General features: G+C 31.6%; 10 protein-coding genes. 1 reads left to right on the top strand and 9 read right to left on the bottom strand.

The window, feature by feature from the left end; translation table 11 throughout:
• Positions 1–132 precede the first annotated feature (132 nt).
• The 4 genes from P3X86_RS15270 to hisS all read right to left on the bottom strand — a co-directional run bounded on the left by P3X86_RS15270 (position 133) and on the right by hisS (position 7088).
• Positions 133–1719: an NAD(P)/FAD-dependent oxidoreductase gene (locus tag P3X86_RS15270; RefSeq protein ID WP_483293579.1), complete on the bottom strand. Its 1587-nt coding sequence runs from the start codon at positions 1717–1719 to the stop codon at positions 133–135.
• A 10-nt stretch (positions 1720–1729) separates the two neighbouring features.
• The gene (locus P3X86_RS15275) at positions 1730–2836 is read right to left on the bottom strand and encodes a DUF362 domain-containing protein (protein ID WP_483293580.1); all 1107 of its coding nucleotides are present in this window, start codon (positions 2834–2836) and stop codon (positions 1730–1732) included.
• Between the two features lie 14 nt (positions 2837–2850).
• The gene (locus tag P3X86_RS15280) at positions 2851–5694 is read right to left on the bottom strand and encodes an AAA family ATPase (RefSeq protein ID WP_483293581.1); all 2844 of its coding nucleotides are present in this window, start codon (positions 5692–5694) and stop codon (positions 2851–2853) included.
• Between the two features lie 77 nt (positions 5695–5771).
• On the bottom strand, positions 5772–7088 hold the full coding sequence (hisS, locus tag P3X86_RS15285; RefSeq protein ID WP_483293582.1) for a histidine--tRNA ligase: 1317 nt from the start codon (positions 7086–7088) through the stop codon (positions 5772–5774).
• Between the two features lie 385 nt (positions 7089–7473).
• Here hisS and P3X86_RS15290 point away from each other — a divergent pair, with 385 nt between their 5' ends.
• Positions 7474–8097 (top strand): TetR/AcrR family transcriptional regulator, encoded by a 624-nt coding sequence (locus P3X86_RS15290; RefSeq protein WP_483293583.1) that lies wholly within the window; start codon positions 7474–7476, stop codon positions 8095–8097.
• Positions 8098–8519: 422 nt separating this feature from the next.
• On the opposite strand, the gene P3X86_RS15295 is transcribed toward P3X86_RS15290, so the two are convergent.
• The 5 genes from P3X86_RS15295 to P3X86_RS15315 form a co-directional block, all read right to left on the bottom strand.
• A complete protein-coding gene (locus tag P3X86_RS15295; RefSeq protein ID WP_483293584.1) occupies positions 8520–9470 on the bottom strand; it encodes a CPBP family intramembrane glutamic endopeptidase in 951 nt (316 codons plus the stop codon).
• A 230-nt stretch (positions 9471–9700) separates the two neighbouring features.
• Positions 9701–10324 (bottom strand): cyclodeaminase/cyclohydrolase family protein, encoded by a 624-nt coding sequence (locus P3X86_RS15300; RefSeq protein WP_483293585.1) that lies wholly within the window; start codon positions 10322–10324, stop codon positions 9701–9703.
• 26 nt (positions 10325–10350) lie between these two features.
• A complete protein-coding gene (gene hutI, locus P3X86_RS15305; RefSeq protein WP_483293586.1) occupies positions 10351–11604 on the bottom strand; it encodes an imidazolonepropionase in 1254 nt (417 codons plus the stop codon).
• Between the two features lie 22 nt (positions 11605–11626).
• Complete coding sequence (ftcD, locus tag P3X86_RS15310; protein WP_483293587.1) at positions 11627–12526, bottom strand: glutamate formimidoyltransferase; 900 nt, start codon at positions 12524–12526, stop codon at positions 11627–11629.
• Between the two features lie 35 nt (positions 12527–12561).
• Entirely contained in the window at positions 12562–14595 is a 2034-nt protein-coding gene (locus tag P3X86_RS15315) for a urocanate hydratase (protein ID WP_483293588.1), read from the bottom strand.
• Between the last annotated feature and the right edge of the window lie 49 nt (positions 14596–14644).

The following is a 14644-nucleotide window of genomic DNA, read 5'->3' on the forward strand; positions in this document are numbered from 1 at the left end:
AAGTGGTTTTGATTTTTACCTAAGCCTTAGTCCATTATTAGCTTACGTAAAGTTATAGCCGAGTGTTAGGCTCAATTAGAGTTTTCACATTCATCATTTTTATGTCCATTTATAGGTCTCTCTAAAAGTTCATCAAACTTTATATCTCTCTATAATCTTCTCCGCCGCCTTTATACCATCTACTGCTGCTGATACTATTCCTCCTGCATATCCTGCTCCTTCTCCTGTAGGATATAAACCTTTTACATTTATACTCTGAAGTGACTCTATATCTCGTTTTATCCTTATTGGAGATGAGCTTCTTGTTTCTACTCCTGTTAGAATTGCATCTTCCATAGCAAAACCGTTTATCTTGCTATCAAAGTCGATCATACCTTCTTTCATTGCCTCTAATACATAGTTAGGTAAACACTTATCTAGTGAAGCCATCTTAACTCCCGGTTTATAGCTAGGTATGACTGATTTGTACTCTGATGACTCTATATCTTTTAAGAAATCACCAACTAACTGTACTGGTGCTTTGTAGTCTTCTCCTCCAGCTTTAAAGGCTAACTCTTCCCATTTTCTTTGAAAATACATTCCTGCTAATGGATGATCACTTTCAAAGTCCTCTTGTACTACTGAAACTAATAATGCACTATTTGCATTTTCTTTGTCTCTAGCGTGCTCACTCATTCCGTTTGTCACTAGCCTACCTTCTTCTGAAGATGCTGATACCACACTTCCTCCCGGACACATACAAAATGTATACACACTTCGCCCGTTTGTAGCATGATAAGTAAGCCTATAATCTGCCGGTCCAAGTCTTTCATGCGAAGCATATTGCCCGTACTGTGAATTATTAATGATCTCTTGTGGATGCTCTATCCTTACTCCTATAGCAAATGGTTTTTGCATTATACATACATCTCTATCATAAAGCTTCTCGAATGTATCTCTAGCACTATGGCCTATTGCTAATACCACATTATCTGAATCAACTATACAATCATTATTTATTTCTATGGCTTTTATATTATCTTGTTTTATTATAAAATCTGTCACTTGAGAATTAAATCGTATGTCTCCACCTAATTGTATAATCTCTTTTCTTATATTTTTTACCACTTCTTTTAATATATCTGTTCCTACATGTGGCTTATGAGAGTACAGTATGTCTTTTGGTGCTCCTGCTAAGACTAACTCTTCTAGTACTTTTCTACATCTTTTATCTTTAACTCTTGTTGTAAGTTTACCATCTGAGAATGTGCCTGCTCCGCCTTCACCAAATTGAACATTTGATGATATGCCAAGTTTTCCACTTTCCCAAAACTCATTTACTGTCTTTGTCCTATCCTCTACGCTTTCTCCTCTCTCAAAGACTAATGGCTTATATCCCATTTGAGCAAGTATAAGTCCAGCAAACATACCAGCTGGTCCCATACCTATTATAACGGGTCTATTGTTTAAAGTTTCTTTGCCCATTTTAGGATAGTCATATTTTAGATTTGGAGAAACAGTTACGTTTTTATTTTTCTTTAATACTTTTGATTCATCTTTCACCTTTATATCTACCGTATAAACAAACTGAATCTTACCTTTTCTAGCATCAATTGATTCCTTAAATATTTTTATCTTTAATATATCTGCATCTTTGATTCTAAGTTTTTTTGCAATCTTATTTTTAAGAAGTTCTATTTTTTCATCTATTTCTAATCTTATTTGTGAAACTCTAATCATTTTTTTCTCCTTATATCTTTATGAGTTCATACTCACTGCTACCTAGCCCTATTTCTTCTCCATATGATATCTGTATATTTCCTTTTGTACTCTTATGCATACGTTTAAAATGGTCTAGATCATGATGTTCACTCTCATCCAAAAGCGAACCTCTAAGCGGTTTTTGTCTGTTTACTAAGTCTAAGCTTGCTTTATCTATCGCTACTGGATCAAAGGAAGCTAACATACCTATGTTTGGTACTATAGGTGTATCACTCCAAGGCACACAGTCACAATCTGGTGTTATATCAATCAAAAAGTTTAAATAGACTATTTTATTTTCTTTTCCTTGTACTGCACCTAATGCATACTCTGTAAGCTTCTCTGTGAATTCTTGTAATTCTACGCTCCAATCTAATACTATAGACTGAAACTGGCACATTGCTATACATTCAGCGCAACCTACACATAACTCTTTATCAATATATGCATAGCCATCTACCATTGAAACTGCATTTTGCGGGCAGATTTCTATACACTTACCACAGGCTTTACATTTTTTGTTCTTTACAACAGGTCTGAGTGAATGTTGATCTTTCTTACCTTCAGCATTCGCGCATCCCATGGCTAAGTTTTTGATAGCTCCTCCAAAGCCAGCCATTCCATGTCCTTTAAAGTGCGACATAACTATCATGCTATCTGCATTAACTATATCACTAGCTATTTTAGTACTCTTAAAATGCTTACCGTCAATATCAACATTTGTGAAGTTATCACTTTTTAAACCATCTGCTATTATAACAGGTGCATGTGTAACTGCATAATTAAAGCCATGCTCTATCGCTGTAATCATATGATCAACACTGTTATGTCTGCTACCTGAATATAGTGTATTTGTATCTGTGATAAAAGGTTTTCCTCCAGCTTGTATTATCTTATCTGCTACTGGTCTAACGAATATAGGATTTATAAATGTATCTCCTCCTTGCTCGCCAAAATGTATCTTTATAGCTGTCAAATCATTTTTAGATATGAAATTCGTTACCTCTAATTTATCTAGAAGTTTTTTGATTTTCTCTATTTTATTTTGTTTATTAGTCCTAGCTCTAAAATCAGTAAAATATACCTTGCTTGCCATGTCTATAATCCCTCCTATAGTATGCTAAGTTTCACTAGTTCTTTTTCTACTTCAAGTAACCACTTTGACTCTAAAGGATTTTTTATTTTATTACAATACTCTTTAGCTTTCTTATAACTTTCTAGTGAACTCTTAATTTGTTTTTCATGTGCATAAATTAATGATAATAATCCCTGATGCACTGACCTTTTCCATATAGCGCCTGATATCTCAAATATCTCATTACCCTTTAGTAAATACTCTTTTGCTTTATTATAATCTTTCATTTCGTAGCAAGTAAGTGCTACATTCGTATAAAATATTGTTAATCCCTTTAAAGCTCTTAATTTTTTGCATATATCTATAGCTTTGTTATAGTATTTGAGTGCATAATCAAACTCGTATCTATATCTTTTAATATCTCCTATATAATTATATGATGCTGCTATATTTAGTAAGATTGTAGGATTATCTTCATCTATACCGCTCAATATATCGATGCTTTTCTGTAACATACTCTGAGCATCATCATATTTATACTGCATAATATGGTTTAGCCCTTTCAATCTCATGTATATAGCTTTATTGATATCATCACTTATGCAATCTGCTAATAAATCAAGATATTTATTCATTGTATCTATATCATGTGTCTGTATGCTATAATATATCAATTGTTTAAAAGATTTTATCTTAAATTTATCTTCGTCTAAGTTTGTTGCCTTTTTAATAACATCTTGTACATATTTTAATCCTTGTTCATAGTTAGCTTCTCTAATATTATACCTACCTAACATATATATATATTCTAACTTGCACTTTTTTATATCTTTTACATATCCCTTTTCTTCTTCACAACGTTTTATTAAAATCTTAATACTATCTAAAAGCTTATGTATATTGTTGCTTTGAGCATATAAAAGTCTATCCATCTGCATATTTGATTCGTATAAATTAGGAAACAATTCATGATTAAAACTAAGTCTCAAGTCAGCATACTCCATAGTGTATTTTAGTGCACTTTCTATGTTATTAGCTTTCTCAAAATGATATATGATTTTAGGATATATATCTATGTTTTGTTTGTAATTACTAAGTTCAGCCTTTAGTACCTGTGCTATTTTGTTATGCAGTATTATTTTTTTTGTGTGAGTGAGATTCATATACAAAAATTCTTTGAGTTTTATATGCGTAAAGCAATATACTACATCATTTTTTTGTATATCTTCTTTTATTAATAGTCTTCGTTGTAATTCATCCGTTACAGTAAGGATATCTATTTCATCCACACTGCTTATCTTACTAATTATATTTAGAGGTATAACTTCAGAAAAGAGAGACATTATGTTTAGTAACATCCTGCCATCTTTTGTGACTTGCATTATTCTGCCTTGTAATATATCTTTCATCTTAGCTGTTAAAACATTAACTTCTCCATTATGCCTCAATGTATTTATTACCTCAATTAAAAAGCATGTATTTCCTTCTGTTTCCGTATAAATATTGTGTATAGTTTGCTTTGATAGCTTGAAGTTCGCTAACCCCATTTTTACAAATTCTCCACATTCATACTCATCCAATCTACTGATAGTTATTTCGTTGTAAATATTTAGATCTTTTATATTCATTATGAATGATTGTATAGATTCCTTATAATCATCCCTAAGTAAACCTACTATCATTAGATTGTCTTTTATATTGTATAATAATCTTGCTAATAGATTTAAGCTAATATCATCTATCCATTGGAAATTTTCTAATACTAGTATTATTTTATTATGAACAGATAATTTTTTAAACATATCTATAATACTATTTTCAATAAAATTATAGTTAATATTTGCTTTATACGATATATCATCTTTTAGAGCTGGTAATAAGTGCTTAACTATATTTTTATCTAAATAATTAGCGCTATTATCTTTTAATGCTGTTATTTTTTCAATTAATGTAGCAAACAGTCTAAGAGGACAATTTTCTTCAATTTTGCTACAGTTTATCTCTATTCTCTGTATATTATCTTGCTTTTTATTGGAAAAAAAATAGTCCTTAAATTTTGTCTTCCCTATGCCTACTTCACCTTTTATAAAAACAGCTCTAGTACGCTTATCTTTTTTTAACATCTTATACTGTAGTTCTAGTTTTTTTAGTTCATCTTCTCTACCATAAAAAAACTCTGATGCATCTGCTTTTTGCATAGTAGGTCTATTTACGATACTACTATAAATTTCTCTTGTATCGTCATCTGGGCAGACTCCTATCTCTAAGTCCAGCTTTCTTTCTAAATCTTTATACAAATGTAGTGCTTTATTAGGTGTGCCATTATCTACATAAATATTCATCAAAAGTCTGCAAACTCTTTCATCAAATATATCTTCTTCTAAATATTTAGTAGCTTTAATTATCGCATTATCATAGTCTTTTTGATTGTAAAGCTCTTTGATATGAGAAAGTAATTTGGCAAGATACATGTCCTTATAATATCTTCTGTTTTTACTTACCCATTCGTTAAATTCTGGAGCATTCTTTACATAAAAACTCTCCATGAACTCTCCTTTATAACTATAAAGGATATCTTCTGTCAAGCTTATATTAACAATATTGCTATTTGACAGCTCTACAATATCACCTTTTGTAGTTATCCCTATATCAATCTTAAACATATTTCTGACTTTATAGAGCGCATTTCTGAGATTCTTTCTAGCCTTTTGCTGTGTCATGTCATTCCACAAGAGGTTTATAACTTCATCTCTATGAAACTTTTGCTTTACTACAAGGTAATAAAACAAAGCCTCCGCCTTCTTAAGTGAAAAAGTTATGATATCTCCTTTATATTTAATTGTAGGAACGCCAAACAGTTGCACATGTATTTCTTCCATACAATCACATCCTAACATACACACTACTTAAAAAGGGCCTTAAAAATCAGCCCCATAGTTTTTTAGTAATATCTCTTTTAAACAGTTAATATCTCTATAGCTTCGCTAAGAGCAACTGTCTTTTGCTCGCCTGTTTCCATGCACTTGATAGAAACCTTTTTATCTTTGACTTCATCATCACCTATTATTATAACATAAGGGATGTTTAACTTGTTTGCGTAATCAAATTTTTTATTGATTTTCTTGTTTTCACAATAGACTTGAGTAACTATGTCGTTTTCTCTTAACTGGTTAGATACGTTAATAGCATAGTTCATATCTTTTTCGTCAAATGTTACGATTAATGCTTTAATAAGCACATCATTACTATTTTTTATAAGCTCTGCCTGCTGTAATTGATAAAATAACCTAGTTAATCCTATAGCAACTCCAACTCCTGGAAGTTTTGATTTTGTATAGTATCCCGCTAGATTATCGTATCTACCTCCCGAACACATACTACCAATCTTTGGGTAATCGTCTAAGAAAGTTTCATATACTGTTCCTGTATAGTAATCAAGACCTCTAGCTATTGTCAAATCAATAGTAAAGCTATCTTCATCTACCCCGAATGCTCTAATATATTTGACAACATCCTCAATTTCTTTTAATCCGTTGTTGAACAATTCATTTTGCACTTTCAAAGCTTTTAATTTACCCAATATTTCATTGTTTGTTCCTTTTATCATTATAAAATCTAATAGTTTTTTAACTGTATTGTTTGATAAGTTCATGTCTAATAGTTCTTTTTCTACCTTCTCCTCGCCTATCTTTTCAAGCTTATCTATTACTCTCATTACTTCTGCTTTATTCTCTATTCCATACTCTTCATAAATACCATTCAATATCTTTCTGTTATTCAGTTTTATAGTAAATTTACCAAGGTCTAGCTCTTTAAATATCGAATATATAACTGCTGGTATCTCTGCATCATTAATTAGACTCAGTTTTTCGCTACCTATTATATCTATATCACATTGGTAAAATTCTCTATATCTTCCCTTTTGCGGCTTTTCTCCTCTATATACTTTACCTATTTGATATCTTTTAAATGGAAATGATAACTCTGACTGGTGCTTTGCAACATATCTAGCTAATGGTACTGTTAAATCAAATCTTAGTGATAAATCATTCTTTCCTTTTTCAAATCTGTATATTTGTTTTTCAGTCTCGCCTCCAGCCTTAGCTAATAGTACTTCTGATTTTTCGATTATAGGTGTGTCTATTGGTAAAAATCCGAAACTTTCGTAGTTTTTCTTTATAATGTCTAACATGTTATTAAACAATATCTGATCCCTAGGTAGTAACTCCATAAATCCGGGTAAAATATCAGGTCTCACAATATTCTTTTTCATAAAATCCCTCCATGAACATATGTAACTCTACAACATATGTATATATCTTAATGATAAGTATAACATATTATATGTGTTTTTTTAAACACTTCTTTATTTTTAACCATAACCTAAATTATTCACAGAAAATTAATAACTATATTATATCCTTCTAATTACAATATATCCACACTTTTTCACCGTACCACTCAGTACGCTTTTAAAATTGCCGAAATATTGTAATTTAGAAAACTACATCATATTTATCAAAGTTCCATGATAAATTGTTTAACTTTATGATATATACAATTGATTATAAACTTTAAATTCTTTAGTGTTGACACTTCGTTAAGAATTTAATATAATGAATTTAAACCGACCGTCGGTCTAATTTGGAGGTGACTAATTGAGAGTATACAAGAAACATAATGAACGAAAAAATGAAATTTTAGATGCTACTCTAACGCTTTTCATAACTAACGGTTATCAAAAAACAACTATAAATGATATATTACACGAGCTCAATATAGCTAAAGGGACTTTTTATCATTATTTCAAATCGAAAGAAGACGTTTTGAATGCTGTAGTCATGCGTTTTGTTTCAACTAAAGTAGCAAAAGCAGAAAAGGTAGCTAGTGATGATACACTCTCTATACACGAAAAAATTCTTAATATTATATTGTCACTAAACCCACCATCTGAAGTTAAGAAGCACATGATAGACCAACTACATCAAACAAGCAATGCTTTGATGCATCAAAAAATATTAGTTGAAATAGTTAAACATATTACACCAATTTTGGTTAGCGTTATTGAGCAGGGAATTAAAAAAAAGATGTTTACTACTTTATACCCTACGGAGACCGTCGAATTTTTACTTGTTTCTGCTACATTTTTTTTCGATAAAGGATTATTTGATTTTAGCGAAAGTAAAAGGCTTAAATTAGTAGATGCTTTCATTAATACTATGGAAACAACTCTAGGTGCTAACCGTGGTACGTTTTCATATATAAGAGAAGTTTTTGATTAGACTATAAAACTGATAATAATAAAATTTTAGAGTAAATATATAACAAGGGATAAAATAGCCCACATCGTTTTTGTTAGTATAAACTACCGTCTTTATCTGAAAAAACATCTTCTAAGTTTTGGTTAAACACTACAAGTTTTAAAGAATCGTAGCTTTAATAGTATAATTCTATCATCATAATTTAGAAATATACTACTTAAGGATATAAATAAAAGACTATCCTCAAATGAAGAAAACTGGAATATAAACTGGCTGATAAAGACATTATAAAGCATCTGTCGGTCAGCTCCAAAGAGTATCTATTTTCATAGATCACTCACTAATAATCCCCAAATTATTTTTGGAAGTCACACCAACAGATGCAATAAACTCCAAAACCGTGAAGAAATATCTTCATGGCTTTTGGATATAATTTATTCGTTCTATAATACCTTCAATAAATATATTACAAAGCAAATCGCCAGTGATGCAATAACACTTGTTTTAGCTTTCTTTCTTTGGTTTATATCTAGCTTATTAGTATTAACTTCTATTACTGATATTTTCTTTAATCTTCTAAGTGACAATAGACATATTATTGTACAAGCAATAAACAGTATAAATAAGAAATAATAATTATTCAAAATACTATAAGGTGTATTTGTAATATCTCCATACTGTTTAGCCATTACTTCTTTACCATTTATATAAGATACCACTTCGAAAACTGTATTATTTAAAATATGTATTACAACACCTATAATAATTGATCCTGTATAATAGACCATCACACCGCACAATATGCCAAATAAAAATAGTGTTGTTAATCTATATGGATTGTTGTGACATATTGCAAAAAAGAATGCAGATATCGTTATTGAGAAAGTAATACTTATACTTTCATTACCCTTCAAAAGCAACCCCCTAAAAAATAATTCCTCTCCTATAGGTATAAGTACTCCTGCTGTTAATACTAATATTGTCAGAGTTAATAAATTATCAGCTATTGGATAGTTGTTCATTACAAATTTAACTCCAAAATTGCGCAATACAAGATCTTGCATTTGAAGTAGAAATAGTGAAATTCCATTAAATGATATAAAAATCACTATACCAAGCATTAACTGTTTTATAGAAATTCTTTTGATCCTAAAAAGACTTTTGTATCCTTCTTTTTTATGTTTTTTGAAGCAAAAACAAGATAGATAGTTCGTTATCAATTGAGATGACACTATGACTATAAACATCAAACAAACTGCATAATATGTTTGATTGGTAGGATTTGTAACATTCCCTTTTGTATTCTCAATTATAGTCCATATAACTGTATATATTATCAGTGCTATGCTTATAAATTTGTAGTCTGCTTTTATGGTACTTTTCTGTAAGTTCATATTTACTCCCATTCTTCACCTTTATGTATTTGATTTTGTAAATTTACTATCTAATATATTCTACATTTCTGTATAAATTCCTTGTATAAGTCTAATGTTTTACTAATTTATGCTATTTTACAAAACCATCCACATCATATCATAACAAACCATATTTTATCAAATTAAAAATCCCTAAAATCAAGGCACATCCTTAATCTTAGGGATTTATTGTCTAATCTTTATATAGATTATAGATTTTCATCAACTAACTTGAGTATATCTTTTTCCATTTCTATAGCACCTTTTTCAAGTTGTTTTACTTGATTACTTAAATCATCTCTAAATGATTCATCTTTGATTGATGTTAAATTAATCTTTACGTTGTATAGTGCTCCTAGTACTGCTGTTCTTGCCATCATTGCTGCAACTGCACTATCGGTAACTGCGTTTTTATTACCTTTCTCTACAGCTAGTTTGATATATTTCATGAATTCAAAGCTTTTTTTAGCAGTCTCTAATGGCACTAATGCTGCATTTTTCATAGCATCTTGAATCTTATTTTTTCTTATCTCTTTTTCTTCATCTGTTGACTTTGGAAGCTTGAATGCTGACATTACAACATTGAATGCTTCTGTGTCTTTATCTACTCCATCTGTTAGAGCCTTTCTAGCTTCTTCTCCTGCTGATAGTATTTCTTTCATTTCTCCGTCAACAGCTTCATAATTTTTCTTGCCTACTGTTAAGTTAGCAACCATTTCTCCTAGACTAACTGCTATAGCTCCACTAAGTGCTGATATACTTCCCCCTCCAGGAGCTGGTGAATTTGAAGCTGTCTCAGCTAAAAAATTCTTTATATTTAAATCTACAAGCATTTTATCAACTCCTTCTAATCTATAATCTAAGCTTTATCAAATACAAGCATTCCACCTTTTATAACTTTCTCAACTACACTTACGCCTATATGATAAGGTATAAACTTATATGATGGATGCTCTAGAATAATTACATCTCCTTTTTTACCTACGTCAATACTACCTATAATATCTGCTTTATCAACTGCTGCTGCCCCGTTTATAGTAAGTGCTGTTATGGCTTCTTCTACACTCATGTTCATATAAAGCGTTGCTAATGCAAAAATTAACGGTATAGACTCTGTAAAACAACTACCCGGATTTAGATCACTCGCTAACGCTACAGCACATCCATTATCTATCATATACCTTCCTCTAGCAAAGTCTTCTTTAAGACTAAATGCTGTAGCTGGTAGTAATGTGGTGATTACTTTAGCCTTTGCCATAGCTTTGATTCCCTCATCTGAAGCTTGCAGTAGATGATCTGCTGAAATAGCGTTTAACTCTGCTGCTAACTCTGAACCTCCAAGCTGTACGATCTCATCAGCATGAAGTTTTAGTTTCATTCCAAGCTTTCTAGCTTCTAAGAGTAGTTTTCTTGACTGTTCTATAGAAAAAACATTCTTCTCGCAAAACACATCACAGAACTCAGCAAGTTTTTTTTCTGCTACAACTGGCATAACTTCCTCAATGATGTAATCTATAAATTCATCAGTTCTGCCCTTATAGTTCTTTGGAACAGCATGTGCCCCTAAAAACGTTGTATATATATCCATTGGATGAATCTTGTTTAATTCCTCCATAACTTCAAGTTGCTTAATCTCTGTATCAAAGTCTAATCCATATCCACTCTTTCCTTCTACGCTTGTTACTCCAAATGAAAGCATGGAATCTAATCTCTTCTTCCCTAGCTCTATTAACTCTTGTTTTGTAGCTTTCTTTGTTCCCTCTACAGAGTTTACTATACCTCCACCTCTGTTCATGATATCCATATAACTTACGCCTTCAATTCTCCATGAAAACTCTTCTGCTCTATATCCACCAAATACAAAGTGTGTATGAGAATCTACGAAACCTGGCAATACAGCTTTATTATAAGCATCTATAACTGTGTATTTATTCTCATCATATTCTTTTAATATGTCATCTGTCTTGCCTACTGCTTTTATTATGCCATCTTCTATAACCACTGCTCCATTTTTTATAATGTGTAAATCTGACATATCTTTTCCCGCTTTTGGCTCATACCCATGACATGTAACTAGCTCACTAGCATTTTTAATTAAAATACTACCTTTCACAAAATCACCTCTCTGGTAATAATTATAACTTGGCTTCTAATACTTGATCTGTAGAGAAATCTTCTATTCCAAGATAATACTCAGCACAATCTATTAGTGATTGCATAGGCACTAATCCTATCACTTCACTACCTACAACATTTACTCCGTATCTTCTAGCTTCTACTTTTATAAGCTCAAAAGCACTGTATATTGTAGTCTTTGTGTAATCTGTCAAATTCATTGATACTTGAGTAATTCCTCTTTCTTTTAGTTCAACTCCCATAGCTTTACAGAACCTTAATCCTCCACCTATATGTCTAACTTTCTTAGCTATCTTTGTTGCGATCTCTAAATCTGAAGTATTTAAGTTAACGTTATATGCAATCAACGGCATTCTAGCCCCTATTGCTGTTACTCCTGCTGTTGGATGAACGTTTTCCGGACCAAAATCAGGTTTCCACTCTGGCTGTTGTAATTTTTCTTTCATTCCCTCGTACTGACCTTTTCTAACTTTAGCTAGATTCTCTCTATCTTTAGATGATGCTGATTTTTCATATAAGAAAATTGGTAAATTGTATTTCTCTGAAACTTCTTTAGCTACCTCTTTTGAAAGCTCTATTGCTTCATCCATTGTCACGTTTTTGATTGGTATAAATGGCACTACATCTGTCGCTCCCATTCTTGGGTGCTGTCCTTCATGTACATTCATATCAATCAATTCTACTGCTTTTCCTATAGCTTCTACTACTGCAGCTTTTAATTCTTCTGGCTCTCCAACCACTGTTACAACACATCTATTATGGTCCTCATCATTGCTATAGTCAAGTAACTTAACTCCTTTTTTACCTCTAAAAGCATCTACTATTTTTTCTATTTTATCTAAATCTCTACCTTCACTAAAGTTAGGCACACATTCTACTATTCTTTTTAAACTAGACATTTTTTCTCCTCCTCAAAATATGGCTTATTAAAATATTATTTATTGTATTTTTCATCTACTAATTTCTTTATTAGATCTTCATTAGGTATAAATGGTATACTTATATGATCATTTCCTTTTCTAACGTCATTGTATTCTATACACGTTTTTATTGAGTTTTCATTTCTTGCCCAGGAACGTCTAGCAACTCCGCCCATAACATCCCATAGCATTGCTCTCTTTAATATATCATCACATCTATCGCTTCCATCTAACACCATACCGAATCCACCATTTATTGATTTTCCGATACCTACTCCGCCACCATTGTGAAGTGCTATCAAACTCATTCCTCTTGCTGCATTTCCTGCGAAACACTGTGTAGCCATGTCAGCCATTATGTTACTACCATCTTTAATATTAGATGTCTCTCTAAATGGAGAATCTGTACCACCTGTATCATGATGATCTCTACCTAGCATAACTGGGCCTATTTCTCCTCTTCTTACCATATCATTGAACTTTAGTGCTATATTTAATCTACCAAAGGCATCTTGATATAGTATCCTTGCTTGCGTACCTACTACAAGTTTGTTTTTATCTGCATCTTTTATCCAAATCCAGTTATCTCTGTCTTGGAATCTTCTATTTGGATCTATACAATCCATAGCAGCCTTATCTGTTTTTAGTAAATCTTCTCTTTTTCCACTTAAACAAACCCATCTGAAAGGTCCATAACCATAGTCAAATAATAATGGCCCCAATATATCTTCAACATACGATGGAAATACAAATCCATCTATTTCATTTCTTCCATTTTTACATATTTCATTTACTCCTGCATCATATACTGCTTTCATAAAGCTATTACCATAATCAAAGAAATAAGTTCCTTTTTTATCAAGCTCTACTATCATTTCGTAATGCTTCTTTAATGTTTCATTTACTAGCTCTATAAATTTAGCTTTATTATTGCCAAGCATTTCAGTTCTTTCTTCGAACGATAATCCTATAGGACAATACCCACCATCATAAACTGCATGACATGATGTTTGATCAGACAATAAATCTATCTTCACATCGTTTTTAACTGCATATTCAAGTAAATCTACGATATTACCATAGAAAGCTATAGCTATAGTTTCTTCTTTTTCTTGATATTCTTTAGCTACATCAAATGCTTCCTTTGGAGTTTTTGCGATTTTACTTACCCATCCTTGATTGTATCTTGTCTCTATTCTAGAGTAGTCAACCTCTGCTATTATACCTACTCCATTTGCGATCTCTACTGCCTTTCCTTGAGCTCCACTCATTCCACCAAGGCCTGAAGTTACAAATAGTTTTCCTCTTAAATCACTATCTTCAGAAATACCTAATTTATCTCTTCCTGCATTAAGTATAGTGCTATATGTTCCATGTACTATACCTTGTGGTCCTATATACATCCATCCACCAGCTGTCATTTGGCCATAGTTTGCTACTCCTAACGCCATAGCTCTATGCCAATCTTCCTGATTATCAAACATACCGATCATTAATGCATTTGTTATGATAACTCTTGGTGCTTCTACTGTAGATTTAAATAGTCCTAGTGGATTTCCTGACTCTACAACAAGTGTTTGATCTGATGTCATAACTTCTAAATATTTATTTATTATATGGTACTGCATCCAGTTTTGACATACTTGTCCTGTTTCTCCGTAAGTAACTAATTCATATGGATAGAGTGCTATCTCAAAATCTAGATTATTGTCTATCATTACTTGAAACGCTCTACCTTCTACTGTCTTTCCTTTGTACTCATCTATTGATTTACCTTTTATATTTCCCTCTGGTCTGAATCTATAACCGTATATTCTTCCTGTTGTTAAAAGCTCATCTAAAAACTCCGGTGCCAATTCTTCGTGCCATTTCTCTGGTATATATCTTAGCGCATTTTTTAGCGCTAACTCTGTCTCTGCTTTTGTAAGTGTAAATTCTCTTTTCGGTGCTCTACGGATACCTTCCGCAAATTTAGGCATTTTCGGTAATTCGCTAAAAATACTCTCTAAGCTTACATCCATAGCATTAGAAATATCAATATTTTTCATAAGATTCCTCCCTTAATTTTATAATAATAAAATTTAATTATATTATAAT

The organism is Abyssisolibacter sp. ZYX002, assembly GCF_056892235.1.

Bases quoted from the DNA above. Each gene is read 5' to 3' on its own strand.
- P3X86_RS15270 (WP_483293579.1), bottom strand. From the start codon at position 1,719: ATGATTAGAGTTTCACAAATAAGATTAGAAATAGATGAAAAAATAGAA.
- P3X86_RS15275 (WP_483293580.1), bottom strand. From the start codon at position 2,836: ATGGCAAGCAAGGTATATTTTACTGATTTTAGAGCTAGGACTAATAAA.
- P3X86_RS15280 (WP_483293581.1), bottom strand. From the start codon at position 5,694: ATGGAAGAAATACATGTGCAACTGTTTGGCGTTCCTACAATTAAATAT.
- hisS (WP_483293582.1), bottom strand. From the start codon at position 7,088: ATGAAAAAGAATATTGTGAGACCTGATATTTTACCCGGATTTATGGAG.
- P3X86_RS15295 (WP_483293584.1), bottom strand. From the start codon at position 9,470: ATGAACTTACAGAAAAGTACCATAAAAGCAGACTACAAATTTATAAGC.
- P3X86_RS15300 (WP_483293585.1), bottom strand. From the start codon at position 10,324: ATGCTTGTAGATTTAAATATAAAGAATTTTTTAGCTGAGACAGCTTCA.
- ftcD (WP_483293587.1), bottom strand. From the start codon at position 12,526: ATGTCTAGTTTAAAAAGAATAGTAGAATGTGTGCCTAACTTTAGTGAA.
- P3X86_RS15315 (WP_483293588.1), bottom strand. From the start codon at position 14,595: ATGAAAAATATTGATATTTCTAATGCTATGGATGTAAGCTTAGAGAGT.